We start from the raw sequence: 26303 nt of genomic DNA, 5'->3' as shown, positions 1-26303 counted from the left end.
TCGCGTCCGAGTCGTCGAAGCGCATGCGACGAAGTCGCGAGTCTCGACGGCTCGGACGCGAGACAGAAGGGGGCCGCGAACACGCCGCGCCGCAGGCGCGGCAAATCAAACACGGCAATCAAACACCTCACAACTTCGCAACTTTGCTAGGACTCGTTGTGAAGATTTCTGCTAATGGGACTTCCCTGTCGGGGCACCATTCCGGGCCGGGTACCTTAGTTCAATGTTCTCGAAAGTCTTGGTTGCGAACCGTGGCGAGATCGCCATCCGCGCCTTCCGCGCGGCCTACGAACTCGGCATCGGGACCGTCGCAGTCTTTCCGTACGAGGACCGCAACTCGGTCCACCGGTTGAAGGCCGCGGAGTCCTACCAAATCGGCGAGCAGGGGCACCCGGTCCGGGCGTACCTGTCGATCGAGGCGATCATCGCGGCGGCCAAGTCCGCCGGTGCCGACGCCATCTACCCCGGTTACGGCTTCCTGTCCGAGAACCCGGACCTCGCGGCGGCCTGCGCGCGTGAGGGCATCACCTTCATCGGTCCATCGGCCGAAGTGCTCGAGCTGGCTGGTAACAAGGCCCGCGCGATCGAAGCGGCCAGGGCGGCGGGTCTGCCGGTGCTGAAGTCCAGCGCCCCCTCCGCCGATGTGGACGAACTGCTGGCCGCCGCCGCGGACCTGGACTATCCGATCTTCGTGAAGGCCGTGGCGGGCGGTGGCGGGCGCGGCATGCGCCGGGTCGCCGATCCGGCGCAGCTGCGCGAATCGATCGAGGCGGCGTCTCGCGAGGCGGAGTCAGCTTTCGGTGATCCGACCGTCTTCCTGGAACAGGCCGTGGTGAACCCGCGCCACATCGAGGTGCAGATCCTGGCCGATCAGCACGGCAATGTCATGCACCTGTTCGAGCGCGACTGTTCGGTGCAACGCCGCCACCAGAAGGTGATCGAACTCGCGCCGGCCCCGAATCTGGATCCCGCACTGCGGATGCGTATCTGCAACGATGCCGTGGCCTTCGCCCGTCAGATCGGCTACAGCTGCGCGGGCACCGTGGAGTTCCTGCTCGACGAGCGCGGCAACCACGTGTTCATCGAGATGAATCCGCGCATCCAGGTAGAGCACACCGTGACCGAGGAGATCACCGATGTCGATCTGGTGCAGTCCCAGCTGCGCATCGCGGCGGGGGAGACCCTCGAACAGCTCGGCCTGAGCCAGGACAAGGTCGCCATTCGCGGCGCGGCCCTGCAATGCCGGATCACCACCGAGGATCCGGCCAACGGCTTCCGCCCCGACACCGGCCGCATCACCGCCTACCGCACCCCCGGCGGCGCGGGCATCCGTCTCGACGGCGGTGCGAACCTGGGCGCGGAGATCGGCGCCTACTTCGACTCGATGCTGGTCAAGCTCACCTGTCGCGGCCGCGATCTGCCCGCCGCGGTGGCCAGGGCCAGTCGCGCGCTCGCGGAATTCCGCATCCGCGGCGTCACCACCAATATCCCGTTCCTGCTCGCGGTGCTCGACGATCCCGACTTCAAGGCGGGCCGGGTCACCACGTCGTTCATCGATGAGCGCCCGGAGCTGCTGACCCTGCGCGGTTCGGCCGATCGCGGCACGAAAATCCTGAATTACCTTGCCGATATCACCGTGAACAAGCCGCACGGCGAGCGCCCGACCACGGTGTATCCGCACGACAAACTGCCCGCCATCGATCTGAGCGTGCCGCCGCCGGACGGTTCCCGTCAGCGGTTGTTGCGTCTCGGCCCCGAAGGTTTCGCGCAGGCGCTGCGCGAGCAGAAAGCTGTCGGCGTCACCGACACCACCTTCCGCGACGCGCATCAATCGCTACTGGCCACCCGCGTGCGCACCAATGGTCTGCTCGGTGTCGCCGGACATGTCGCGCGCCTGACACCGGAGCTACTGTCCATCGAGGCCTGGGGCGGTGCGACTTACGATGTGGCACTGCGTTTCCTGTTCGAGGATCCGTGGGAGCGGCTGGCGGCACTGCGTGAGGCCGTGCCGAATATCTGTCTGCAGATGCTGCTGCGCGGCCGTAATACCGTCGGCTACACACCGTATCCGGAGCAGGTGACGCGCGCGTTCGTCGCCGAGGCCACCGCCACCGGCATCGATATCTTCCGCATCTTCGACGCGCTCAACAATGTCGACCAGATGCGTCCGGCCATCGATGCGGTGCGCGAAACCGGTACGGCCATCGCGGAAGTCGCGATGAGCTACACCGGCGACCTGTCCAACCCGGACGAAAACCTCTACACCCTCGACTACTACCTCAAGCTCGCTGAGCAGATCGTCGACGCGGGTGCGCATGTGCTGGCCATCAAGGATATGGCCGGCCTGCTCCGCGCTCCGGCCGCCGCGACCCTGGTCTCCGCGCTGCGCAGCAACTTCGACCTCCCGGTGCATGTGCACACCCACGACACCCCGGGGGGTCAGCTGGCCACCTACCTCGCCGCGTGGCAGGCCGGTGCCGACGCGGTCGACGGTGCGAGCGCCGCCATGGCCGGAACTACCAGTCAGCCAGCACTTTCCGCGATCGTCGCGGCCGCCGCGCACAGCGAATACGACACCGGTCTCAACCTGCAGAATGTCTGTGATCTGGAGCCGTACTGGGAGGCACTGCGAAAGGTATACGCGCCCTTCGAATCCGGGCTGCCCGCGCCGACGGGCCGGGTGTACACCCACGAAATCCCGGGCGGTCAGCTGTCGAATCTGCGTCAGCAGGCCATCGCGCTCGGTCTCGGCGACCGATTCGAAGAGGTCGAGGCGAAGTACGCTGCGGCGGACCGACTGCTGGGCCGGTTGGTCAAGGTCACCCCCTCCTCGAAGGTGGTCGGCGACCTCGCGCTCGCCCTGGTCGGCACCGGGGTCGATATCGAAAGCTTCGCCGCCGATCCGGGCCGCTACGACATTCCGGATTCGGTCATCGGTTTCCTGCGTGGCGAACTCGGTAATCCGGCGGGCGGCTGGCCCGAGCCGTTCCGCAGCCGGGCTCTGGCCGGGCGCGGTCCGGCCAAACCGGAGACACCGCTGACCCCGGCGGACGAAGCCGGACTCGCGGGTTCGTCCGAACAGCGCCGCGCCACGCTCAACCGCCTGCTCTTCCCCGGTCCCACCGCGGAATTCCTCGCACACCGGGAAAAGTACGGTGACACCATGGGCCTTTCGGCCAACCAGTTCTTCTACGGACTGCGCCGCGGCGAGGAACACCGTGTGCAACTGGAGAAGGGCGTCACTCTGCTCATCGGACTGGAGGCCATCTCCGAACCCGATGCGCGCGGTATGCGCACGGTCATGTGCATCATGAACGGCCAACTGCGCCCGGTCGCCGTGCGCGACCGCTCCATCGCCAGCGATATCCCGGCTGCGGAGAAGGCCGATAAGAACAACCCCGGTCATATCGCGGCGCCGTTCGCCGGTGTGGTGACACTTGCTGTGTCCGAAGGTGATTCGATCGCGGCGGGCGATATCGTCGGCACCATCGAGGCGATGAAGATGGAGGCGGCCATCACCGCGCCGCGCGCTGGCATCGTCGGCCGGGTCGCGATCGGCAAGGTGCAGCAGGTCGAAGGCGGCGACCTGCTGGTCGAACTCACGGTGCGCGAGTCCACGGCCGAATGACCCGGATCGTCGCGGGTGCCGCGGGTGGGCGGCGGCTACGTGTCCCGCCCGCAGGTACCCGGCCCACGTCTGATCGAGTGCGCGAGGCGCTGTTCAGCGCCCTCGACGCCCGCATCGATTTCGACGGCGTCCGCGTACTGGACCTCTACGCCGGATCCGGCGCATTGGGCCTGGAGGCCCTCTCCCGCGGCGCCGCCCACGCCTTGCTGATCGAATCCGACCGCAAGGCCGCAGCCATCGTGCGCGGCAATATCACTGATCTCGGACTGCCCGGCGCCGAACTCCGCATCGGATCCGTCGCCACTGTCCTGGCGGGCGGCGGTGCGGGCAAATACGACATCGTCTTCTCCGATCCGCCCTACGAGGTCGACACCGCGACGGTCACCGCCGACTTGCGCGCGCTCGCCGGACACGACTGGCTGGCACCGGACGCCCTCGTCGTGGTGGAGCGTTCCATCCGCTCCCCCGAGATCGTCTGGCCCGCAGGCTATATCCCCGCGAAGGCGCGCAAATACGGCGAAACCCGCATCGAACTAGCCGAATTCGCCCCGGAGTGACGTCGCGTCGCGGCATTCGAGGTCATGATCCGGCCTCCTGATACCGTCTGTGCATGGCAGGAGCGTTGTGCCCGGGCTCGTTCGACCCGGTGACCAATGGACATATCGATGTTTTCGAGCGGGCCGCGGCCCAGTTCGACGAGGTCGTAGTGACCGTCATGATCAATCCCAAGAAGCAGGGCATGTTCAGCGTGGAGGAGCGCATCGAGATGCTGCGCGAGGCCACCGCGCACCTGCCCAATGTCCGGGTGGAGTCCTGGCAGGGGCTGCTGGTGGATTTCGCCAAACAGGAGGGGATCGGCGCGATCGTCAAGGGACTGCGTGATGCCATCGATTTCGGCTATGAACTGCAGATGGCGCAGATGAACAAGAAGCTCACCGGCGTCGACACCTTCTTCATCGCCACCAACCCGACCTTCAGCTTCCTGTCCAGCTCACTGGTCAAGGAGGTCGCGGCCTACGGCGGCGATGTCACGGACATGCTCCCGCCCGCGGTCCACAAACGCCTCCTCGATCGCCTCGCAGAAGGTAAAGGCTGAACGCCCCAATTCGTGTGGGTTGTTGAAGAGGTTCAGAAGACCAAGCCGCGCAGGGCGAGGAAGCGCATACCTCCGACCGCGGCGGTGATGGCCAGCACGGCCGCGGCTTGGTAAGTCCCGCCCATACCGGGCGTCCACACCTCGAGCGCGACCAGCGCGGCGGTGGTGATGCCGAGTCCGACCAGCGCGAGTCCGCCGCCCTCCCACTGTGCGGTGAACCAGCCGACCCGGCCCGCCGCGTGGAAGGTGAGCTGCCGGTGCATTTCATTGGCGATCACGGTGCTCACGACCGAGCCCGCGATATTGGCGACCAAGGGGCCGACTCCGTGCATCGCGAAGAACAGCAGCACATAGGCAACGTTGCTGGAACCACCGACCAGGGCGAAGCGGATCAGCTGCGCTAGTGCCCGATCGCCACGCAGGTACTGCATCAACTGCCCGGACCGAGCGGCCGTCGCCGTGCGCTGCACCGGGTATGGGCCAGCCCACGGTATGTACAGGCTGCTCGGCAGAACCGTCGTCCGCGGTAGTTCCAGTAGGGTCATCGTCTTTCCGATCCCACACGAGCCTTCGGTACGGACAACCGCGATGGTGATCGCATCCTTCCCGCCGACTCTAGAATGTTCCTTGCGTATCGCATGTTCAGCATGTACTGAACATGCGGAACATGTCAATCATTCAATTGGAGGAATCCGCCCCGTTGGTCTCCTTGTGTCTCCGCAGTCCCGGTCGGGGCCTGCGATCCACTGAAGAAGATCTTGTTTGGAGCTCCCTGGATAAATGTAACACCAAGTGGAGGAAGATCCTCCGCTTGTTTGTGTGGCGTACGAGACACCCGCACGACACACCGGTGGGTGACTCGGCAGGAGCCGTGACGAGAGGCACACTGGGCCTCGGCGGTAATTTCGCCGTAGGTCTGCAGGAGAGTGGGGTAGGAGCATGTACCGCGTATTCGAAGCACTCGACGAGCTGGTCGCCATCCTCGAGGAAGCGCGCGGCATCCCGCCGACCCGCAGCTGCATAGTGCCGCGCGGTGATGTGCTCGAATTGCTCGATGACGTGCGCGATGCGTTGCCTGGCGAACTCGACGACGCCCAGGATGTGCTCGATCATCGCGACAAGATCGTCTCCGACGCCCGCTCCGCCGCCGAGAAGACCGTGACCACCGCCAACGACCAGGCAGACCAGACCGTTGGATCGGCCCGCAAGGAGGCCGACCGGATTCTCGCCGATGCCAAGGCGCATGCCGACCGTATGGTCGCCGAGGCCAGTGCGCATGCCGATCATCTGGTGAATACCGCACAGGCCGAGGCTGATCGCGTCGTCGCCGACGGCAATGCCGAATTCGAGGCCGTCACCAGTCGGGCCCTTGTCGAATCCGACCGGATGATCGAGGCGGGTAAGGCCGCCTATGACCGTTCGGTCGCCGAGGGGGTGGCCGAGCGTGATCGCTTGGTCGGACAGACCGAAGTGGTGCGTGCCGCACATGCCGAATCGGCCCGGTTGATCGACGGCGCGAACCAAGAGGTCGATCGGATGCGCGACGAATGCGACCACTACGTCGACAGCCGGCTCGCCGACTTCGAGGAGACCCTTAACGCTGCCCTGCGGACCGTGCGCGGCGGACGGCATCAACTGCGTTCCGGTGCGGGCGCTCCGGATTACGGGGTCGACTATCGCCGCTGACGGTTTGGGTGCTCGTCCTGCCCTCGCGTACTGTGGAGTGGTTGCCCATTTCCCTCGAATGTGAAGTGAGTTCGTGATGTCCGCCGGTTCCGGTCCCGATTCGCGCTCTCGTTCGGCCTCGCGCCGTGCGCCGGACTCGGGTTTCGTGCTGGATGTCATCAGCCTGGGCCGCCGCCCCGGCACGATGAAAGAGCTGCACCGCGTGGTCACCGCCGACGAGCCGATCGGGCTGGACCTGATCGCCATCCCGGCGGGCGTCGAGGTGGATTGCGATCTGCGATTGCAGGCCGTATCCGAAGGGGTGCTCGTCACCGGAACGGTCGCCGCGCCGACAGCCGGGGAGTGCGCGCGTTGCCTCGAACCGTTCACCGGCTCGGTGGAAATCCAGCTCACCGAACTGTTCGCCTACCCGGACAGCGCGACCGAGCAGACTACCGAGGACGACGAGATCTACCGCATCGTCGATGACAAGATCGACCTGGAACCGGTGATCACGAACGCGATCGGACTCGAACTCCCGCTGCAACCGCTGTGTACTCCGGACTGCGCGGGCCTGTGCCCGGAATGCGGTGTCCGGATGGCGATTGCGGGTTCCGGCCATGGGCATGAGATACTTGACCCTCGCTGGGCCGGATTGGCGAATTTCGCCGCCGAGTCGCCCGGCAATGGCAGCCCCGATTCGGGTGCAACCAACACAGACCATTAAGACCGAGACAGTGCTGCCGTACCGGCAAGCAATAGGACAAGAGGAGAAGTAGTCGTGGCCGTTCCCAAGCGCCGGATGTCCCGTTCCAACACCAGGTCGCGGCGCAGCCAGTGGAAGGCCGCTGCGCCGACCCTGATCACGTGCCCGAACCGCGCCTGCGGTGAGAAGACGCTGCCGCATATCGCGTGCCCCTCCTGCGGCACCTACAAGGGCCGCCAGATCACCGCTGCTGTCTGATCGTTCGACCTGTCGTATCGACGTGACCGTCAGCAAGGACGAAACCGGCCCGTCCGGTGAACATGCGAGCCTGCTCGTGGCGCTCGGCGTCCACGTGCGGGCCGATCTGCTGCGCCTGGCGCTGACGCACCGGTCGTATGCGTATGAGAACGGCGGGCTGCCGACCAACGAGCGTCTGGAGTTCCTCGGTGACTCGGTCCTCGGTCTGAGCATCACCGAGCGGCTCTACCACGAGCACCCGGACAAATCCGAGGGCGAACTGGCCAAGCTGCGGGCGAGCGTGGTGAATATGCACGCGCTCGCCGAGGTTGCGCGCGGGCTCGGCGAGGGCGGGCTCGGCGTGCACCTGCTGCTCGGAAAGGGTGAAGAGCTCACGGGCGGCCGGGATAAGCCGAGCATTCTCGCCGACGGCATGGAGTCGCTGCTCGGCGCCGTCCATCTCGAGCACGGTATCGATGTCGCGCGCGAGGTGGTGTTGCGGCTCTTCGCCGATCTGCTCGAGCGCGGTCCGCGGATGGGCGCCGGACTGGACTGGAAGACCAGCCTGCAGGAGCTCACCGCCGAACGTGGCCTCGGCGTGCCCAGCTACGAGATCACCTCGACAGGTCCCGACCACGACAAGGAATTCACCGCGACCACCGTGATCGGCGGTCGTCCGTACGGTCAGGGCATCGGCCGCTCCAAGAAGGAAGCCGAGCAGAAGGCCGCGGGCGCCGCCTATCAGGCGCTGACCGACGAAGCCTGACGTGCCCGAACTTCCCGAGGTCGAGGTCGTCCGGCGCGGACTCGCCGAATATGTTGTCGGGCGAGTGATCGAATCCGTCACGGTGAACCATCCCAGGTCGGTACGCCGTCATCTCGAAGGTGCGGATGATCTGACGGCCCGGATGACGGGTCTGCGGGTCGCCGCCGCCGAGCGGCGCGGCAAATACCTGTGGCTCACCTTCGACGATCCGGACACCTCGCTCGTGGTCCATCTCGGTATGAGCGGGCAGATGCTGGTGCAGCCCGCCGAGGCTCCGGTGGAGAAGCACGCGCATATCCTCGCCACGCTCGACGACGGCGCACAATTGCGCTTCGTCGATCAACGCACCTTCGGCGGCTGGGCGCTCGCACCACTGCTCGAGGTGGACGGAACGCTGGTGCCCGAGCCCGTCGCGCATATCGCCCGGGATCCACTGGACCCGCGCTACGACCCCGAGGTTGTGGTGGCCGCGCTACGCGCCAAACAGACCGAGATCAAACGGGTGCTGCTGGATCAGACCGTGATCTCCGGCGTCGGCAATATCTATGCCGACGAATCCCTGTGGCGGGCGAAGATCCACGGCAACCGGCTCGCATCCGGTCTGACCCGACCCGCTGCGCGCACCTTGCTCACCGAGGTCGGCGCGGTGCTGGGGGAGGCGCTCGCGGCCGGTGGCACCTCATTCGATGCGCTGTATGTCAACGTCAACGGCCAATCCGGCTACTTCGAACGCTCGCTCGCGGTCTACGGCCGCCAGGACGAACCGTGCCGTCGCTGCGGTGCGCCCATCCTGCGGGAGAAGTTCATGAACCGTTCGTCCTACTCCTGCCCACGCTGCCAACCGAAGGTCCGTCGCAGTTCGCGTTAGCGAGCTACCGTTCTTCTAGGTGGTTCGCAGAAGCTGACCGGTCGTGGAGGAAGGACATATGCGCAAGCTCACCTACTACGTCGCTTCGACTATCGACGGGTTCATCGCCACCGAGGAAGGGTCGGTCGACTTCTTCCCGGTCGGTGGCGATCACGGCCCGGCGATCACCGCACAGTACCCCGAGACCTTGCCGACGAAGGTGCGGGAGGCCCTCGGCATCGATAAGCGCAACCGCTACTTCGACACCGTACTGATGGGTCGAAAGACCCACGATTTCGGTGTGCGGACCGGAACCGCCAGCCCGTATTCGCATCTGCGTCAATTCGTCGTGTCGACGACGTTGCCGGAAAGTCCGGATCCGTCGGTGGAACTGATCTCGGCCGATCCGCTCGCCACGGTGCGAGAGTTGAAGCGGGACAGCGGACTCGGGATCTGGCTGTGCGGCGGCGGGGAATTGGCGCAGGTGTTGCTGCCGGAGATCGATCAGATCTTCCTGAAGCTGTATCCGGTCGTACTCGGCCGGGGCCGTCCGCTGTTCGGGTCCGGTCCGCGCCTGCCGGAGGCGGCCCGCTTCCGGGTGATCACCAGCCGGGTGTTCGAGGACGGCGTTGCCTTCGTGAAGTACAGCAGGATTCGATAACCGCTGTGGCGGAAGATGATTCGATCGTCGCTCCGGATCCGGAGAACGCTCCGGGTCCGGTCGAGGCGCTGCGCGAGATCGGATTCTGGCTCGAACGCGCACGGGCGCAAACGCATCGGGTGAAGGCGTACCGGCGGGCTGCCGATACCGTGGCGGAGCTTTCCGAGGACGAACGGGCGACCCATCGCGCGGCACACAGCTGGCGCGAACTCGCCGGGATCGGGCCGAAGACCGCCGCCGTCATCGAACAGGCGCATTCCGGTGCGGTACCGGAGTATTTGAGTGAACTCCGCTAAGCCGCGCAGCCCATCGGGGCACCGGGCAAGCCCATGCGGGCCCAGTTGCGTGGTGATCTGCACACCCACTCCGACTGGTCCGACGGGGGCAGTCCGATCGCGGAGATGATGGGCGTCGCGGCTGCGCTCGGTCACCAATACTGTGCACTGACCGATCATTCGCCGCGGTTGACCGTCGCCAACGGGCTCTCCGCCGACCGATTGCGGCGGCAGTTGGATGTGGTCGCGGAGCTGAACGAACGAGTCGCACCGTTCCGAATTCTCACCGGGATCGAGGTGGACATCCTCGATGACGGGACGCTGGACCAGCAGAGCGATCTGCTCGCCGAACTCGATATCGTTGTTGCCAGCGTCCATTCGCATCTGCGTGCCGACAGCGAGACCATGACCAAGCGCATGGTGTACGCCGTGGCTAATCCGAATGTGGATGTGTTGGGCCACTGCACCGGTCGGCTGATCGATGGGGAGCGGGGTCTGCGGCCGGAGTCGAGTTTCGACGCCGAACTCGTCTTCGAGGCGTGCCGGAGCTACGGCACGGCCGTGGAGATCAACAGCCGTCCCGAGCGGCTCGATCCGCCGTCTCGGCTACTGCGGCTGGCGGTCGAGATGGGTTGCTATTTCTCGATCGATACCGATGCGCATGCTCCTGGTCAGTTGGACTGGCTGGGTTACGGATGCGAGCGCGCGGTCGCGAACGGTGTTGCGGCGGAGCGGGTCATCAATACGTGGCCGGCGGAGCGGCTACTGGCCTGGACGAAATCGGCAGCGGGGGATGTGGTTTGATCGCGGCCGCGGCCGTAGAGTGGATGTGTAGTCGCCTCCGATCTGCCAGGGTGGTGCGATGGACCGCGCAGTACATGTGACGTCACTCGGGTCATTGGTCGGCGCGTGGACGGTGAATGTGATCGGTGCCCGGATCAGCGAAAATAGAGATCTGCGGTGTGCGGTCGTGCCTGGCTCCAGGCGGGGCTCGTATTCTTCGGATCTCGAAGCCGCTGAGGCGGACTGCAACCGTTGGTGCGCGGCGACCGAGCGCTTGGTGGCGACTATCGGTGCGTTACAGGAAAAGGAGCGACTGGTCAGTTTGCACCTGCACCCGCCCTGGCAAGGTCGGCTGCGCTGGCGCCTGCAGTATGCCCAACGAAATCGATTGCTGCGCAAGCGATACGACCATGCGAAGGCCGAACTGCTGGCCGAGTTCGCCACGGCGCTTGCGGAATATCAGGTCCGAGCCGGTGATCTGCCCGAGTATCAGGAGCGGTACCGCAGGCAAGAGCAGCAACGACTGAAGCGCGAACAAGAGCAGGCACGCCTACGGCGCGAGGCGGCCGTGGCGAGTGATACCGATCCGCGGTGGACCTACCAGATCAGGGAACTCTCCGGCGATCGCAGCTTCTGGATCTACCAGACCAGCCTCGAGCACCCCTATCCGGCGGTCGAGGAGGTCGGACTGACACCGGTCGAGATCCAGGCCGAGCTGGTGGCCGAACGCGCGGAGCATTCATATACCTCGGCGATGTGGGCACTGGAAACGGGTCAGGCACTGCGGGAGAAGTACCAGACCGAGGTGGCCGGTTGGCAGGCGCTCACCGGTATCGAGATCGAACCGTCTCCGCGTGATCCGAACAAGCCCCGGTCGAATCGCCGGAACGGGGTCTACGGAATACACGGCAGCGACTACGGATCGGGTCATTTCGGCTGTTTCGGCGGCGCCTTCTGACGGTGCGGGCAGGTTGGCCGCCGGGTTAACTGTTGCCGAACATTCGTGCGGTATCTGGGAGGATTCCGGATGACGTTCGAAAATGGTTGACACACAGATCTCTTGGGGGTGGCGGCACCGGTGGGTGGATTTCCGATCGAAATCGTGCTCGGACTCATCGGTGTCGCGGTGCCGATCATCGCGTTCCTGTGGGAGTTCGTGTTTGTCGGACGCAAGGAACTCGGCTATCGGGTACAGATGGATACGCCGGTCACCGGTGAGATCGAATCGGTCTTTCCCGGTGTACTACCGCAGCTGCGCCCCGCACACGATGATGCGAGTCCGCCGCTGAAGGATCTGTCGGTGGTGCTGGTCCGCATCGAAAACAGCGGTGCGACACCGATCGATACGCACGACTACCGGGCGCCGGAGGCGGGCCAGGTCGGTTTGCATCTGAACTTTCCACAGCGCCGGGTCATCGGAATGGCGGTCACCGAGCTGAGTGATCCGGGGCTGGCCGATTCACTGGACCGTGATTCGGGCATCGCGGTTCGCGAGGATGCGGCCGGGCATATCGGTGTCATCGATCTGCCGAGGGTGCCGCTCAATCGTGCTGATCACTACAAGATCCTGGCCATTCTGCAACGTTCGGAGGGCACCGGGGAGTATTCGGCACCGGTGCTGAGCGGCGGCATCAAGGGCGGGCGGATCATCGAAACCCAGAGCCGCACCGGCATTTCGCGAGTGATGGTGGCGCTCACGGTCTTTCTGGTTGTGGTGATCGTCGTCCAGCTGGTGGTGTCCGCACTTGTGCCTGATCCGACGCCATTGGACTGTGCCGCGGGCAAACTCACGGTGGTCGGCTCGTCGGCCTTCGAACCGGTCATCCGTGATGCCGCCGCGCAGTACGGGAAGCGGTGCACTGGAGCGGAATTCGCGTTCGGCTTCGAGGGCACCGAACGCGGTCTCGACCGGGTCGCCGAGGAGGGCAAGGACAATCCGGATCTGCTGGCAATCAGCGACGGCCCGAAAGGTGATGGCTACCAGCCGCTGCTGGACCGTCCGCTGGCGCTGTCGCTGTTCACTATGATCGTGCACAAGGATGTCGGCCTCACCAACCTGACGGTCGCGCAGATCCAGGATCTGTATCAGGGCCGGATCACCAACTGGCGCGATATCGGCGGTCCGAATCTGCCGGTTGTGCTGGTCAACCGGATACCTGGATCGGGTACCCGAAATACATTGGAGCGCAGGGTACTCGGCGGTCCGCAGCCCGATCGGGCGCATGTCAGCTGTGTCGCGATCAAGGATGGCGCACCGACGGCGGCCCGATATTGCGATGTGCAGGTCACTAAGGATATGCAGAAGGCCGTGAGCGAGATTCCGGGCGCCATCGGTTACAGCGAGTTCTCCGAGGCGGTGAAGGCGGGAGCCACGACCCTCACCATCAATGGCGTGACGCCGGGACGTGACGTCGCCGTCAACCGCAGCTATCCGTTCTGGGGCGTCGAATACGCCTACAGCTACGGCGAACTCCCCGGCGATTCGCTCGGCGCCAGCTTCCTGCACTTCCTCACCGATCTGACCGGTAAGGATGTGCTGCGTGAGCACGGCAACGAACCATGTAGTGAGCTGCCCGATCGGGCCCGCTGCCTGCCGTCTTCGTGACATTGTCACGAATTCGGCGGCCATCTCGTCTTACTCGGGTAAGCGATTTCGAGAGAGGACGATTCATGTCACGCATGCAACTCGCCGAGGCGGCACCCGAGATCTACCAGGCCTGGTTCGCCGCCGAACAGGGCATCCGCCGCGGACCACTGGATCCGACCGTGCGGGAACTGGTGAAGATCCGCGTATCCCAGATGAACGGCTGCCTGTTCTGCATCGATATGCACACCACCGACGCGCGGATGGCGGGCGAGACCGAACAGCGGATCTACTATCTCAATGCCTGGCGTGAGTCGGTGAAGTTCACCGCGGCCGAGCGAGCCGCGCTCGCCTACGCGGAGGCGGTCACCCGACTCGGTGAACACGGTGTCAGCGATGAGATCTGGGCCGATGTCGAGAAGAACTTCGACGAGGGCGCGCTGGCCGGTCTGGTCGCGGTTACCGCGATGATCAACCTGTGGAACCGGATCGGGGTGCCGTTGCGGATGCAGCCCGCGTCAGTCTGACGAATCCGACTGGTGCCGTCACAGCTCAACCGCACGCTGTTGCTCGACGTATCGCGCTGGGCGGCAGCGTACTGGGCGACTCCGGAACCGTCAGTCGCCCGAGCGCGGCATCGGTTCATCGGCCAAGGGCATGATCGTTCGGCTGAAGAAATCCTCGACCGGGACCGGACCGGTGTAGCGGCGGCACGTGCACTGCACCCATACGCGACCGACCATCGTCTTGCGGCCCAGTTCGGCATGGCAGGTGCCCGCCTTCGGATCGTGCAGTGCCAGGTCGTGGCCGCAGCCACACTGCGCCCCTGCGGGTTGTGCGGCCGAACGTCGGCCGAACCGCCCGACCGCCCAGCCCGCACATGCGATCCCAGCTCCGATAGCGAGGGTGATTGGATCGAACATAACTGCATTATATGTATGCGTATACCGAGATGATAGTAGTGGTCATCGATCAGCGTGCCGAGAGTGCGCACTGCGAAATCCGCTCCGGACAAGTCGGACTCGACAAGGCCAGGTCGGACTTTCTTGTCGTGCAGGCCTTTTCGTCAGGATGTCCGGAGCCGGGTGATCTCTGACGGATGCCGGCCTTCCGTAAGCCCAAGGCGCCCACTGCTACTCGCGTGAACCGTAGTGGTGCGATCTCGATCACGATGTTCGTCGTTGTCGTGGCGCTCGCGTTGGCGGGAGAACCTGCTGTACCCCCCAGAGCTTGCCGCGGTATGCGCGGAGTGCAGCCCCGGCGCGATCCAGTGCGGCATCGCTGGTACGGTCTCGGGCTGACGAATTCTGAGTTGGAATTATTTCGATATAAGTCGAAATCCCCGTAAGTCCCCTTGATGCCAAGGCCGGATAATGGGTCATTTTGTCCCAAATGTTGAGATTTCAGACCAACTGCCTGGTTTGAGCAGCCGGAAATAAGGTACGTCTGTGTTCGGCCCCCCTGTTCACGCGATCCAGCATGACCAGGCCAACCAAGCCCCTCTGGACGGCGGTGCAGGCTCGAGTCTCCACCTCCGCCGCGGCGGCCACCACGTTCGGCGCCCAGCGCACCGAGTGCTGGGTGGATGTGCACACGGTTGTCCCTGGAAGGATGGTCATGAGCGCAGGTCTGTTCGCGCCGAATTCGGCGCAAATCGCCGCTTCGGATTTGCTGTCTACCGATCATGTCGGTGAACGATTCCGCATTGCGATGGTTGTTCCGCCATACTTCGACGTACCGCCGAAGGCCTATGGCGGCGTCGAGGCCGTCGTCGCCGATTTGGTCGACGCATTGGTCGCGCGCGGACACGATGTGACGTTGTTCGGCGCTGGTGAACCCGGCACCACGGCGAAATTCATTCCGGTGTGGGATCGCGCATTGCCTGAACGGCTCGGGGAGCCGTTTCCCGAGGTCGTGCATGCTCTGAAGGTGCGAAGGGCGATCGAACAGGTCGCCGCTACCTCCGGCGTGGACCTCGTGCACGACCACACCTTTGCCGGACCACTGAATGCCCCGGCGTATATGGGCCTGGGCTTACCGACAGTGGTGACCGTGCACGGGCCGGTCGACGAGGGTGACTGCTACCACTACTACCGCGAATTGGGTCAGGAAGTATCGTTGGTCGCCATCAGCGATCGGCAGCGCGAATTGGCGCCCGATCTGAATTGGGTCGGTCGCGTACACAATGCACTGCATGTCGATCAGTGGCCGTACCAAACCGAAAAAGGTGACTACGCACTGTTTCTCGGCCGTTTCACGGCGACCAAGGGAACGCATCTGGCATTGCAAGCCGCGCACGAGGCCGATATTCCATTGGTGCTCGCTGGCAAGTGCAGTGAGGCCCACGAGCAGGCGTATTTCGAAAAGCAAGTGCGCCCGCTGATCACTGCGCGAGACCACCTTTTCGGACTCGCGGATGCGTCGGCCAAGCGCAAGCTGCTCGCGGGTGCGCGCTGCCTGTTGTTCCCCATCGACTGGGAGGAACCGTTCGGCATGGTGATGATCGAGGCGATGGTCTGCGGCACACCGGTGGTCGCACTCCGCGGCGGTGCGGTTGCCGAGGTCATCGTCGATGGCGTGACCGGCCGGATTTGTGACGATCCCGCCGAGCTGCCCGCCGCGATCGCCGAGGTGAGCAAGTTCGATCCGGCAGCGTGCCGTGCGCACGTCGAGGCGAACTTCGGCGCGGGCACGCTGGGTCGCGGCTATGAGCAGGTCTATCATCAGCTCCTGCGTTCGCGGCGCAATGCGCGCGCGGCACGGCTGCTCGATGAGACGGTGCCGGTTCGTATTCCGGCGAGCGAACGCGTATGACCGCAGACGCCGGCGCCGCGAATCCCGCACCGCTGAATTCCGGTGAGCCGACCGGACTCGGTGGTTGCGGTAGTTCGGTGACCCTGGTCGAGGGCGGCACCTTCTGCCTGTCGAATCGGCTCGGCGATATCGAACCGGGACACCCGGATGGGTTGTTCTTCCGCGACGCCCGCGTCATCTCCCGCTGGGAACTGCTGGTGGACGGCCAACCGGCCGAATCGCTATCGGTGCTCAGCCCGGAGGCGTTCGCCGCCACATTCGTGCTGCGCCGACCACCGCAGGCCGGACAGCCCGACAGCACTGTGCTGGTGGTGCGCGAACGCCTCATCGCCGATGGCATGCACGAGATTCTGACCCGGCGCCGGATCGGGTAATCCACCACCGAATGAACACGGGATTGCTTCTCCACTGAATACCAGCAGGCTGGAGGTGCACAATGCAGACATCACTGGATCGGCGGGATCTGTGGAGCACTCAGCATCGTGATTGCAGCGCCGAGCCCATGGATCTCGATCTCGACCTGGCGCGTTTCATCTGCAGTACGCATGCGGGCCACGGTCCGGACTGTCACCAGTATCTCGCCGCATCGGCGTATTGCTTCGCCTGCGTCGAGGACAACTGAGTGGAAACGGCCGAGCGCCCATTCCCGTGGCGTTCCAGCAGTTCTGGTGGATGCCCGTTCGGGAATGAGCGCTCGGGTCGCTAGCCGCGGAATGGGTACCGCTTGTCGAGATCGAGGTTCAGCTCGACCACATTGACGCGCGGTTCACCGAGGAAGCCGAGAGTCCGGCCGTCGGTGTGCGTGTCGACGAGTGTGCGTACTTGATCCTCGGCGATATTGCGGGCCTTGGCGATTCGTGCGACCTGGATGGCCGCGTACTCGGGTGAGATGTGCGGGTCCAGGCCACTGCCGCTGGCGGTGACTGCATCGGTGGGCACCGGTGTGTCGGTCGAGGCATCGCCGATGATCGGGACGATCCGGCCGACCGAATAGTCCTCGCCCGGCTTGGCGCATTCGACCTGGACCCCCTTGTAGGTGGCCAGGAACGGCAGCGCTGGGCACGCCTCGTTGACGCTCACGACCTGCACCGGATGCGAAACCTCGCCGTCGGCGTCGCGCGGTCCGATTACCGAAAGCACCGCGCCGACTCCGTCTTTGGTGCAGAACGGACGACTGCCGTCGACCCCCTCACGGTCGCCGACCTCCTTGCTGCGCGCGCAGACCGTCGAGAGCAGGCTCAACTTCACCTGGGCCGGGTCGGCGTCGAGGGTGTCGACAATGCTCTCCGGGCCGAGGTTGGACGCCGAGGTGGACAGCGGGTCGTAGCCGTCGCCCGCCGCCGACGGACGGCTCTGGAAGTACTGCACCAGCGCCTTGCCGTCCTTATCGGTGAACGACTGCCCGATCAGGCTGCTGCCCACCACCTTTCCCTCCACGGTGACAAGCGAGCCCTCGGCCTTGTCGTGTAGGCCGGGCAGCTGTGCGACCGCGAAAACCGTCAGCGGATAGACGATTCCGGTGATCGCGGTGAGCACGAGCAGCGCACGCAACGCGGCCAGGTGCTGCCGGATCCAAGGTGACATACGCATATCAGGACATCCCGGGGAGGAGTTGGACGACGAGGTCGATCAGTTTGATGCCGATGAACGGCGCGACGATGCCGCCGAGACCGTAGATCGTCAGGTTGCGGCTCAACAGCGACGACGCATTGCTCGGCCGGTAGTTCACACCGCGTAGCGCCAGCGGGATCAGCGCGACGATGATGATCGCGTTGAAAATGACCGCAGACAGAATCGCCGACTGCGGGCTGTGCAGTCGCATGATGTTCAGCGTGTCGAGGCCCGGAAACAGCGCCACGAACAGTGCGGGAATGATCGCGAAGTACTTGGCGATGTCATTGGCGATCGAGAAGGTGGTCAGCGCGCCACGGGTAATGAGCAGCTGTTTGCCGATCTCCACGATTTCGATGAGCTTGGTCGGATCCGAATCCAGATCGACCATATTTCCGGCTTCCTTGGCCGCCGAGGTACCGGTGTTCATCGCGACGCCCACGTCGGCTTGGGCCAGGGCCGGAGCGTCATTGGTGCCGTCACCGGTCATCGCGACCAGGCGACCGCCGTCCTGCTCCTTCTTGATCAGCGCCAGTTTGTCCTCTGGCGTCGCCTCGGCGAGGAAGTCGTCCACACCGGCCTCATCGGCAATCGCTTTGGCGGTCAACGGGTTATCGCCGGTGATCATCACCGTGCGGATGCCCATTCGACGCATCTCGTCGAAACGCTCCCGCATGCCCTGCTTGACAACGTCTTTGAGATGAATGACGCCGAGCACCCGGGCGTTGCCGTCATCGACCTCACCGACGACCAGCGGTGTGCCGCCGGATGCGGAGATCCCGTCGACGATCATGCCGACCTCGTCGGGCACCCTCCCGCCTTGTGCGCGAACCCATTCGGTGACGGCGCTGGCGGCACCCTTGCGCAGTTGGTGCCCGTCCTGCAGGTTCACACCCGACATGCGGGTCTGGGCAGTGAATTCCACCCAAGTCGCACCGGTCAGCTCACCCGGGGTGCGCTCGCGCTTGTTGAACGCCTGCTTGGCGTAGACCACGATGGAGCGCCCCTCGGGGGTTTCGTCGGCGAGGCTGGAAAGCTGTGCGGCATCGGCCAATTCGTCATCGGGAACGCCTGGCATCGGCACGAAATCCGAGGCCTGACGGTTGCCGAGAGTGATGGTGCCGGTCTTGTCCAGCAGCAGGGTGTTCACGTCACCGGCCGCCTCGACCGCGCGGCCGGACATGGCCAGCACATTGCGCTGCACCAGCCGGTCCATACCGGCGATGCCGATGGCCGACAGCAGCGCGCCGATGGTGGTCGGGATCAGGCACACCAGCAGCGAGACCATGACAATTCCGGTGATGCCGTGCAAGTTCAGTGCTGAAGTGTCCGGCACCCCAGGGTTGTTCGACTTCGAGAAGATCGCCAACGGCTGCAGTGTGGTGACCGCGAAGACGAAGATGATGGTCAGCGCGGCGAGCAGGATGTTCAGCGCGATCTCGTTGGGGGTCTTCTGCCGCGACGCACCCTCGACGAGCGCGATCATCTTGTCGATGAAGCTCGCGCCGGGCTCCTGGGTGACTTTGACGATGATCCGGTCGGACAGCACCGTGGTGCCGCCGGTCACGGCCGAACGGTCGCCGCCGGATTCCCGGATGACCGGGGCGGACTCACCGGTGATGGCCGATTCGTCCACCGACGCGATGCCTTCCACGACATCGCCGTCACCCGGGATGACCTGGCCGGCCTCGACGACGACATAGTCGCCGCGTTGCAGCGCCGGGGCCCCGACGCTTTCCTCGACGATCCGTGCGCCGGGTGACCACTCGACCAGCCGCCGAGCCATGGTGTCGGTCTTGGCCTTGCGCAAGGTATCGGCCTGCGCCTTGCCGCGCCCCTCCGCGACGGCCTCGGCCAGATTCGCGAAAATGACGGTGAGCCAGAGCCACACGACGATGGCCCACGAGAAGAACGTCGGCTTGGTCAGCGCGAGCACGGTCGACCACACTGCGCCGATCTCGACGATGAACATCACCGGATTGCGCCACATCGTGCGCGGATCGAGCTTCTTCGCCGCGTCCGGAATGGACGTCAGCAGCATCTTCGGATCGAGCACGCCGCGCTGGACGCCGCGGCTCTTGTTGGCCGTCTCCGCGGTCGTTTCGGTTGTCGTAGTGGACATATCAGTGGATTCCTTCAGCGAGCGGCCCGAGTGCGAGTGCGGGCAGGAAGGTCAGCGCGACCAGGATCAATGTCACGCCGACGACCATGCCGACGAACTGTGGCCGGTGCGTCGGCAGCGTGCCGATCGACTCGGGGGTCTGGCCCTGCTGGGCGAGCGAACCGGCAAGCGCCAGTACGAAAATCATCGGCAGGAAGCGTCCGAACACCATCGCTAGGCCGAGGGCGGTGTTGTACCACTCGGTATTGCCGGTCAGACCCGCGAAGGCCGAGCCGTTGTTGTTGGCCGCGGAGGTGAAGGCGTACAAGACTTCCGAGAGCCCGTGCGGGCCGGAGTTGAGCATGCCCGCGCGTTGGCCCGGCATGGCCATCGCGGCCGCCGTACCCACCAGCACGATCAGCGGGCTGATCAGGAAATACGAAGCGGCGAGTTTGATTTCACGCGGCGTGATCTTCTTGCCGAGGTATTCCGGCGTGCGGCCGACCATCAGACCGGCGACGAAGACGGTGATCACTGCGAGGATGAGCATGCCGTACAGACCCGAACCGGTACCGCCAGGGGCGACTTCTCCCAGCTGCATATTGAACATCGTCATCATGCCGCCGAGGCTGGTGTAGGAGTCGTGGAACGAGTCGACCGCACCCGTCGAGGTCAGCGTGGTCGCGGTCGCGAAGGTCGCGGAATTCGCCACGCCGAAACGGGTTTCGACGCCCTCCAGGGATGCGCCGATCGCGGTCGGGACGGTGCCGTGGTGCTGCAACTGGAAGAAGTTCTGCAGGGTCACGCTGATCAGCGCGATCGTGCCCATCACCGCCACGATCGCGTAGCCCTGCTTCTTACTGCCGACCATGCGACCGAAGGTGCGCGGCAGCGAGAAGCTGATCATCAGAATCAGGAAGATTTCGACCCAGTTGGTCCAGGTGGTCGGGTTCTCGAACGGGTGCGAGGAGTTCGCGTTGTAGAAGCCGCCGCCGTTGGTGCCGAGCTCCTTGATGACCTCCTGGCTGGCCACCGGACCGCCGGTAATGGTCTGTTCGGTGCCGTTCAGTGTCTGCGCGACCTGATCGTGCAGGTGGAAGTTCTGGATCGCGCCACCGGCGACGAGGACGATCGCGAAGATGAATGCCAGCGGCAGCAGAATGCGAATGGTGCCGCGGACCAGATCCACCCAGAAGTTGCCGAGATCGCCGGTATGCCTGCGGGCGAAGCCGCGTACGAGGGCAACGGCCACCGAGATGCCGACCGCTGCGGAGACGAAGTTCTGCACCGCGAGCCCGGCCATCTGCACCAAGTGGCCCTGGGTCGACTCGCCGGAGTAGTTCTGCCAGTTCGTATTGGTCACGAAGCTGACCGCGGTATTCCAGGCCAGTGCCGGAGTCATCTCGGTCGCCGGATCGTGCAGATGCAGCGGCAGTTTGCCCTGGATCAGCTGGAAGAAGAACAGGAACAGAATGCTGACCGCCGAGAACGCCAGCACGCTGCGGGCGTAGACGCCCCAGGACTGCTCGACCTCGGGATGTACGCCGATGGCCCGGTAGATGACCCGCTCGGCACGGGAGTGTTTCTTGGCGTTGTACACCCGAAACATGTAGTCGCCGAGCGGCACATGCACCAGGGCCAACGCGATGATCAGGGAGGCGACGAACGCGATCCCCGCTGTTGTCGTGTTCACCTAGAACCTCTCGGGGAAGAGCAGCGCCGCCACCATGTAGACCGCGACGAGGATGGCGAGAATCAGGCCGATCAGGTTCGCGATCACAGTTTTTCCACTCCCCGCTGGATCAGGCCCAGTAGCGCGAAGATCGCCACGGTTAGCACCGCGAACACCACGACAGACATTTACACAACCTCCATTGGCGCTCCCTGTATGGAGCGCGACAGGGTGAGTTAAGCGGGTCGTTCGAGCTGGTGCGGAGCTTGTTTACGGGTCCTTAGCGGCCCGTTGCAGAGCATTGACGCTTCGTTTACAGGTCCGGCTCGGATGCTGAGTGAAAGGATGCCGTCAAGGTAGGCGGACAACCCGTCAACACACCGTAAAGATCCAGATAGCCGGCCGATACCGGAGTAGAAATTCATCGACCGGCATGCGGGGGATTCCAGCACGACCGGGTTCCTATTGGTTGCTGAAAGGATTGTCATGTCGGCTGTCACGGTCGCGGTGATCATCGGATTCGTCTGTTGCGCGCTGATCATTCGCGCGCTGGCGATGTTGGAGCAGGGGCGGGATTCGGATATCGCGACAGAACGGGTACGGGTCTTCGGTGACACGCCGAATCGCGCGATGATGGACGAGTGAAACGCGGCCAACTGCGCATCTACCTCGGTGCGGCACCGGGAGTCGGCAAGACCTACGCCATGTTGGGCGAGGCCCACCGCCGACTCGAACGCGGCCGCGACGTAGTAGCTGCGGTAGTGGAGACCCACGGTCGAGCCAAGACCGCCGAACTGCTTGCGGGCATCGAGCAGATTCCGCCGCGCATGGTGGAGTACCGCGGCACCCGGCTGCCCGAACTCGATGTCGAGGCGGTGCTGCGCCGCGCACCGGCCGTGGTTCTGGTCGATGAACTCGCGCACACCAATGCGCCCGGCAGCAAACACACCAAGCGCTGGCAGGACGTCGAGGATTTGCTGGCCGCGGGCATCGACGTCATCTCGACGGTCAATGTGCAGCATCTGGAGAGCCTCAACGACGTCGTCGAGCAGATCACCGGCATCCAGCAGAAGGAGACCCTGCCCGACGCCGTGGTGCGCAGCGCGGACCAGGTCGAATTGGTGGATATCACGCCGGAGGCGTTGCGGCGCAGGCTCTCCCACGGCAATGTGTACGCCGCCGACAAGGTCGACGCGGCGCTGCGCAACTACTTCCGGCCCGGAAATCTCACCGCCCTGCGCGAATTGGCGCTGCTGTGGTTGGCCGACCAGGTCGACGCCGCATTGGCCAAATACCGGGCCGACCACAAGATCACGGAGCTGTGGGAAGCGCGCGAACGGGTGGTCGTCGCGGTGACCGGCGGTCCGGAGTCGGAAACCGTGGTGCGCCGGGCCAGCCGCATCGCGACCAAATCGAGTGCTGATCTCCTGCTGGTACATGTGGTGCGGGGCGATGGTTTGGCCGGGGTATCGACCGAACGGCTGAATCGGCTGCGGGAACTGGCCGCCAGCCTGGATGCCTCGCTGCACACGGTCACCGGTGACGATGTGCCGAATACGCTGCTGGAGTTCGCCCGCGAGGTGAATGCGACCCAGCTGGTGATCGGCACCTCCCGACGCTCGCGCTGGGCGCGCATGCTCGACGAGGGCATCGGCTCGGCCGTGGTGCAGGCGTCCGGCAAGATCGACGTGCATATGGTCACGCATGAGGAGGCCAACCGTGGGCTGCGTCGCTATTCGCTGAGGCCGCACCAGCCCATCCGGGCCTGGCTCGCGGCGGTGCTGGTGCCGGTATTGGTCTCGGTGATCTGCTACGTCCTCGAAGCCCATCTCGAGCTCGGCGGCCTCAGCGCGCTGTTCTTCATCGGCGTCGTCGCAGTGGCGTTGCTCGGTGGCGTTGTACCCGCGGCACTTTCGGCGCTGCTGTCGGGTGTGCTGTTGAACTGGTTCTTCGTCGAACCGCGCTACAGCTTGACCATTGCCGAACCGGACAACTTTATTACGGTGGTGGTATTGCTGATCGTCGCGGTGGCGGTCGCGGCGCTGGTGGATGTGGCCGCCAAGCAGACCCGCCAGGCGCGCCGGGCCTCCCAGCAGGCCGAATTGCTGACTCTGTTCGCCGGTGCCGTGCTGCACGGTGCGGATCTGCCCAATCTGCTGGAACAGGTCCGCGAGACGTATGGGCTGCGTGCGGTCAGCATGCAGTGCGGCGATGAGGTGATCGCGGCGGTCGGCACGAGTCCACCGCAGCGGGCCGCCGAGGCCGAGACCACCATCCAGGCGGGCGATGCGACGAGCTGGCTGCTGTTGGCCGGACGTCCGCTCGCCGCGACCGATCGTCCGGTGCTCAACGCGGTCGCCAATCAGGCGGCCGGATTGGTCCGCCAGTCCCGGCTGGCCGAGGAGGCCAGCGCCGCCGCGGCCCTGCTCGAGGCCGACCGATTGCGCCGGGCGCTGCTGTCCGCGGTGAGTCACGATCTGCGCACACCGCTGGCCGGGGCCAAGGCCGCGGTATCCAGCCTGCGCAGTGACGACATCGAGTTCTCGCCCGAGGACACCGTCGAATTGCTGGAAACCATCGAGGAATCGGTGGATCAGCTGACGGCGCTGGTCGGCAATCTGCTCGACTCCTCACGCCTGGCGGTCGGCGTGGTGCAGCCGCAGTTCCGCCGGGTGTACATGGACGAGGTCGTGCACCAGGCGCTGGTGAGTGTCGGAATGGGCGCGCGCGGGTTGCGCCGCGCGGCAATGGATCGGGTGAAGGTGGAGGTCGGCGAGGTTTCGGTGCGGGCGGACAGCGGCCTGCTAGAGCGGGTGTTGGCCAATCTGATCGATAACGCGCTGCGGCATTCGACACGCGATACACCCGTGCGGGTCACCGCGGAACGCGACGGCGCCCAGGTCTCGATCGCCGTGGTCGATGTAGGTCCTGGTGTGCCGCCAGGGACCGAGGAGCAATTATTCGAGCCGTTCCAGCGGCTCGGCGATCGTGACAACACCACCGGAGTCGGGCTCGGTCTGTCGGTGGTGCGTGGATTCGTCGAGGCGATGGGCGGCACCGTGCATGCCGAACCGACACCGGGCGGAGGATTGACGATGATCGTGGACCTGCCTGCCGACGAAACCGAGGTGAGCAGCCGATGATTAGCACAACGACCCCGCGGACCGCACAGGAAGTCGTAATGACCGACAAGAAGCAGGAAGCACCGTCGACCAAGGTGCTGGTGGTCGATGACGAACCGCAGATCGTGCGCGCGTTGCGCATCAATTTGTCGGTGCGCGGCTATGAGGTGATCACCGCGGGCACCGGCGCGGCGGCATTGCGCGCAGCGGCCGATAAGCATCCTGATGTGGTCATTCTGGATCTGGGTCTACCCGATATGGATGGTATCGAGGTGCTGGCCGGGCTGCGGGGCTGGTCCGTCGCGCCGGTGATCGTGCTTTCAGCGCGAACCGATTCGACCGACAAGGTGCAGGCGCTGGACGCGGGCGCGGACGACTACGTCACCAAGCCGTTCGGGATGGATGAGCTGCTGGCCCGGCTGCGGGCCGCGGTCCGGCGCGGCGCGACCGATACCGATGCCTCCGATCCCGTGGTGGTGACGTCCTCGTTCACCGTCGACCTCAGCGCGAAGCAGGTCACCAAGAACGGTCAGCCGGTACATTTGACCCCGACCGAGTGGGGCATGCTCGAGATGCTGGTGCGCAACCGGGGCAAACTAGTCGGGCGGCGCGAGCTGCTGCGTGAGGTGTGGGGGCCGTCGTATGCCACCGAAACGCACTATCTGCGGGTGTATCTCGCGCAGTTGCGGCGCAAGCTCGAGATCGACCCGTCGCATCCGAAACATCTGCTGACCGAGGCCGGAATGGGCTACCGCTTCCAGGAGTGATGTCTCGGAGATCACCGGCCGACGTGGCCATTCGCGGAAGGGCTCGCGCTCGCACGGCGTTGGCGGGGGTGAGAGTTCCATTTCGAGAATGGCAGGATCGAGACCATGGCTGACCAGACCACCGCATCCGCGACCACGACCACCGCTGCGACCGAGCCCACTACCTTGTGGGTCGAGCGCACCGGGACCAGGGCGTACACCGGCCGCAGCTCGCGCGGTGCCGAGGTATTGATCGCATCGCAGGGCGTACCCGGGGCCTTCACCCCGGGTGAGCTGCTGAAGATCGCCCTGGCGGGCTGCTCCGGACTGAGCGCGGACTTCCCGCTCTCGCGCAAGCTCGGCGACGCCTTCGACGCGACCATCCGCGTCTCCGGCGACGCCGACCGCGAGAACGAGGTGTACCCGCAGCTCGACGAGGTATTCGAGCTGGACCTCAGCGAATTGGACGAGGAGGCCCGCGAGCGACTGCTGGTCACTGTGCAGCGCGCCATCGACAAGGTGTGCACCGTCGGCCGGACGCTGAAGGCCGGTACCAAGGTCACGCTGACATTCGATATCGACGCCATCGACGCGTGATGTCGGAATCGGTTCGGCTCAGCGCATGGGTGCACGGCTATGTCCAGGGCGTCGGCTTCCGCTGGTGGACGCGCTCGCGGGCGCTGGCGCTGGGTCTGGTCGGACACGCCACCAACGCCCGCGACGGTCGGGTGCATGTGGTCGCCGAAGGTCCACGACCCGCGTGCGAAATGTTGCTGGATCTTCTGCGTTCTGGAGATACTCCTGGTCGGGTCGACCTCGTTGTGGAAAGCTGGGAGTTCGCGCGGGGTGGTTTGTCCGGATTCGAGGAGCGGTAGTGGTGGGTTCGACCGAGCGATGGGATCGTTGAGTACCGGCGGTCCGGGGGCGGGAGACGACGCGGATCGGCCGGAGTCCGATCGGGAGTCGGGCTCGTCGACGCCCAATAGTCC

Annotated in this window: 25 protein-coding genes and 2 pseudogenes; 21 read left to right on the top strand and 6 right to left on the bottom strand. The window is 65.0% G+C overall.

The window, feature by feature from the left end:
* Window positions 1-223 precede the first annotated feature (223 nt).
* Genes AB0J29_RS32675 through coaD form a run of 3 tightly spaced genes read left to right on the top strand, consistent with a single transcriptional unit; the run spans window position 224 to window position 4724 of the window.
* Window positions 224-3628 (top strand): pyruvate carboxylase, encoded by a 3405-nt coding sequence (locus AB0J29_RS32675; protein ID WP_364794418.1) that lies wholly within the window; start codon window positions 224-226, stop codon window positions 3626-3628.
* Window positions 3625-4185, top strand: a complete 561-nt coding sequence (gene rsmD / locus AB0J29_RS32670) for a 16S rRNA (guanine(966)-N(2))-methyltransferase RsmD (protein WP_364794417.1) — start codon at window positions 3625-3627, stop codon at window positions 4183-4185. The genes AB0J29_RS32675 and rsmD overlap by 4 nt, the downstream gene beginning before the upstream one ends.
* Window positions 4186-4238: 53 nt before the next feature.
* Window positions 4239-4724: a pantetheine-phosphate adenylyltransferase gene (coaD, locus tag AB0J29_RS32665; RefSeq protein WP_364794414.1), complete on the top strand. Its 486-nt coding sequence runs from the start codon at window positions 4239-4241 to the stop codon at window positions 4722-4724.
* A 32-nt stretch (window positions 4725-4756) separates the two neighbouring features.
* On the opposite strand, the gene AB0J29_RS32660 is transcribed toward coaD, so the two are convergent.
* Window positions 4757-5269: a GtrA family protein gene (locus AB0J29_RS32660; protein ID WP_364794412.1), complete on the bottom strand. Its 513-nt coding sequence runs from the start codon at window positions 5267-5269 to the stop codon at window positions 4757-4759.
* Between the two features lie 394 nt (window positions 5270-5663).
* Between AB0J29_RS32660 and AB0J29_RS32655 the strand changes: the two genes are divergently transcribed.
* The 10 genes and pseudogenes from AB0J29_RS32655 to AB0J29_RS32610 all read left to right on the top strand — a co-directional run bounded on the left by AB0J29_RS32655 (window position 5664) and on the right by AB0J29_RS32610 (window position 13775).
* Entirely contained in the window at window positions 5664-6410 is a 747-nt protein-coding gene (locus AB0J29_RS32655) for a DivIVA domain-containing protein (RefSeq protein WP_364794410.1), read from the top strand.
* Window positions 6411-6486: 76 nt separating this feature from the next.
* On the top strand, window positions 6487-7116 hold the full coding sequence (locus tag AB0J29_RS32650) for a DUF177 domain-containing protein (RefSeq protein ID WP_364794408.1): 630 nt from the start codon (window positions 6487-6489) through the stop codon (window positions 7114-7116).
* Window positions 7117-7170: 54 nt separating this feature from the next.
* The gene (rpmF, locus tag AB0J29_RS32645) at window positions 7171-7353 is read left to right on the top strand and encodes a 50S ribosomal protein L32 (protein ID WP_364498663.1); all 183 of its coding nucleotides are present in this window, start codon (window positions 7171-7173) and stop codon (window positions 7351-7353) included.
* A gap of 22 nt (window positions 7354-7375) precedes the next feature.
* Complete coding sequence (rnc, locus tag AB0J29_RS32640; protein WP_364794406.1) at window positions 7376-8098, top strand: ribonuclease III; 723 nt, start codon at window positions 7376-7378, stop codon at window positions 8096-8098.
* Between the two features lies 1 nt (window position 8099).
* Complete coding sequence (gene mutM / locus AB0J29_RS32635; RefSeq protein WP_364794404.1) at window positions 8100-8966, top strand: bifunctional DNA-formamidopyrimidine glycosylase/DNA-(apurinic or apyrimidinic site) lyase; 867 nt, start codon at window positions 8100-8102, stop codon at window positions 8964-8966.
* A gap of 58 nt (window positions 8967-9024) precedes the next feature.
* The gene (locus AB0J29_RS32630) at window positions 9025-9606 is read left to right on the top strand and encodes a dihydrofolate reductase family protein (RefSeq protein ID WP_364794403.1); all 582 of its coding nucleotides are present in this window, start codon (window positions 9025-9027) and stop codon (window positions 9604-9606) included.
* Window positions 9607-9611: 5 nt separating this feature from the next.
* A pseudogene (locus AB0J29_RS32625) lies at window positions 9612-10685 on the top strand (PHP domain-containing protein).
* 58 nt (window positions 10686-10743) lie between these two features.
* A complete protein-coding gene (locus tag AB0J29_RS32620; RefSeq protein WP_364794402.1) occupies window positions 10744-11622 on the top strand; it encodes a hypothetical protein in 879 nt (292 codons plus the stop codon).
* Window positions 11623-11742: 120 nt separating this feature from the next.
* Window positions 11743-13269 carry a substrate-binding domain-containing protein gene (locus AB0J29_RS32615; protein ID WP_364794400.1) on the top strand — a complete coding sequence of 509 codons (1527 nt, stop codon included), beginning with the start codon at window positions 11743-11745 and terminating at the stop codon, window positions 13267-13269.
* 65 nt (window positions 13270-13334) lie between these two features.
* Window positions 13335-13775, top strand: coding sequence for a carboxymuconolactone decarboxylase family protein (locus tag AB0J29_RS32610; RefSeq protein ID WP_364794399.1), 441 nt, complete (start codon window positions 13335-13337; stop codon window positions 13773-13775).
* Window positions 13776-13865: 90 nt separating this feature from the next.
* Here the strand turns inward: AB0J29_RS32610 and AB0J29_RS32605 are convergent, their stop codons facing one another.
* Window positions 13866-14171 carry a hypothetical protein gene (locus tag AB0J29_RS32605; protein ID WP_364794398.1) on the bottom strand — a complete coding sequence of 102 codons (306 nt, stop codon included), beginning with the start codon at window positions 14169-14171 and terminating at the stop codon, window positions 13866-13868.
* Between the two features lie 787 nt (window positions 14172-14958).
* Here AB0J29_RS32605 and AB0J29_RS32600 point away from each other — a divergent pair.
* The 3 genes and pseudogenes from AB0J29_RS32600 (at window position 14959) to AB0J29_RS32590 (ending at window position 16684) form a co-directional block, all read left to right on the top strand.
* Entirely contained in the window at window positions 14959-16062 is a 1104-nt protein-coding gene (locus tag AB0J29_RS32600; protein ID WP_364794420.1) for a glycosyltransferase family 4 protein, read from the top strand.
* A pseudogene (locus AB0J29_RS32595) lies at window positions 16059-16418 on the top strand (glycogen debranching N-terminal domain-containing protein); the annotation flags it as partial. The gene AB0J29_RS32600 and the pseudogene AB0J29_RS32595, both read left to right, overlap by 4 nt.
* Window positions 16419-16498: 80 nt before the next feature.
* Complete coding sequence (locus tag AB0J29_RS32590; protein ID WP_040693417.1) at window positions 16499-16684, top strand: hypothetical protein; 186 nt, start codon at window positions 16499-16501, stop codon at window positions 16682-16684.
* 80 nt (window positions 16685-16764) lie between these two features.
* On the opposite strand, the gene AB0J29_RS32585 is transcribed toward AB0J29_RS32590, so the two are convergent.
* The 4 genes from AB0J29_RS32585 to AB0J29_RS32570 are packed head-to-tail and all read right to left on the bottom strand — an operon-like array spanning window position 16765 to window position 21554.
* Window positions 16765-17652: a potassium-transporting ATPase subunit C gene (locus tag AB0J29_RS32585; RefSeq protein WP_364794396.1), complete on the bottom strand. Its 888-nt coding sequence runs from the start codon at window positions 17650-17652 to the stop codon at window positions 16765-16767.
* Between the two features lies 1 nt (window position 17653).
* Window positions 17654-19795, bottom strand: coding sequence for a potassium-transporting ATPase subunit KdpB (gene kdpB, locus AB0J29_RS32580; protein ID WP_364794394.1), 2142 nt, complete (start codon window positions 19793-19795; stop codon window positions 17654-17656).
* Between the two features lies 1 nt (window position 19796).
* Entirely contained in the window at window positions 19797-21467 is a 1671-nt protein-coding gene (gene kdpA / locus AB0J29_RS32575; RefSeq protein ID WP_364794393.1) for a potassium-transporting ATPase subunit KdpA, read from the bottom strand.
* Window positions 21468-21554 carry a potassium-transporting ATPase subunit F gene (locus AB0J29_RS32570; protein ID WP_364499176.1) on the bottom strand — a complete coding sequence of 29 codons (87 nt, stop codon included), beginning with the start codon at window positions 21552-21554 and terminating at the stop codon, window positions 21468-21470.
* Window positions 21555-21932: 378 nt separating this feature from the next.
* Between AB0J29_RS32570 and AB0J29_RS32565 the strand changes: the two genes are divergently transcribed.
* The 5 genes from AB0J29_RS32565 to AB0J29_RS32545 all read left to right on the top strand — a co-directional run bounded on the left by AB0J29_RS32565 (window position 21933) and on the right by AB0J29_RS32545 (window position 26189).
* On the top strand, window positions 21933-22091 hold the full coding sequence (locus tag AB0J29_RS32565) for a hypothetical protein (protein WP_364794391.1): 159 nt from the start codon (window positions 21933-21935) through the stop codon (window positions 22089-22091).
* The gene (locus AB0J29_RS32560; protein ID WP_364794389.1) at window positions 22088-24589 is read left to right on the top strand and encodes a sensor histidine kinase KdpD; all 2502 of its coding nucleotides are present in this window, start codon (window positions 22088-22090) and stop codon (window positions 24587-24589) included. The genes AB0J29_RS32565 and AB0J29_RS32560 overlap by 4 nt, the downstream gene beginning before the upstream one ends.
* A 38-nt stretch (window positions 24590-24627) precedes the next feature.
* Window positions 24628-25335, top strand: coding sequence for a response regulator (locus AB0J29_RS32555; protein ID WP_364794387.1), 708 nt, complete (start codon window positions 24628-24630; stop codon window positions 25333-25335).
* Between the two features lie 105 nt (window positions 25336-25440).
* Window positions 25441-25911, top strand: coding sequence for an OsmC family protein (locus tag AB0J29_RS32550; protein WP_364498713.1), 471 nt, complete (start codon window positions 25441-25443; stop codon window positions 25909-25911).
* The gene (locus AB0J29_RS32545) at window positions 25911-26189 is read left to right on the top strand and encodes an acylphosphatase (protein ID WP_364794385.1); all 279 of its coding nucleotides are present in this window, start codon (window positions 25911-25913) and stop codon (window positions 26187-26189) included. The genes AB0J29_RS32550 and AB0J29_RS32545 overlap by 1 nt, the downstream gene beginning before the upstream one ends.
* Window positions 26190-26303 lie beyond the last annotated feature (114 nt).

This window comes from Nocardia sp. NPDC049707 (assembly GCF_040674855.1).
Classification (GTDB): Bacteria; Actinomycetota; Actinomycetes; order Mycobacteriales; family Mycobacteriaceae; genus Nocardia.
This window is presented reverse-complemented; position numbering and strand designations above follow the sequence as displayed.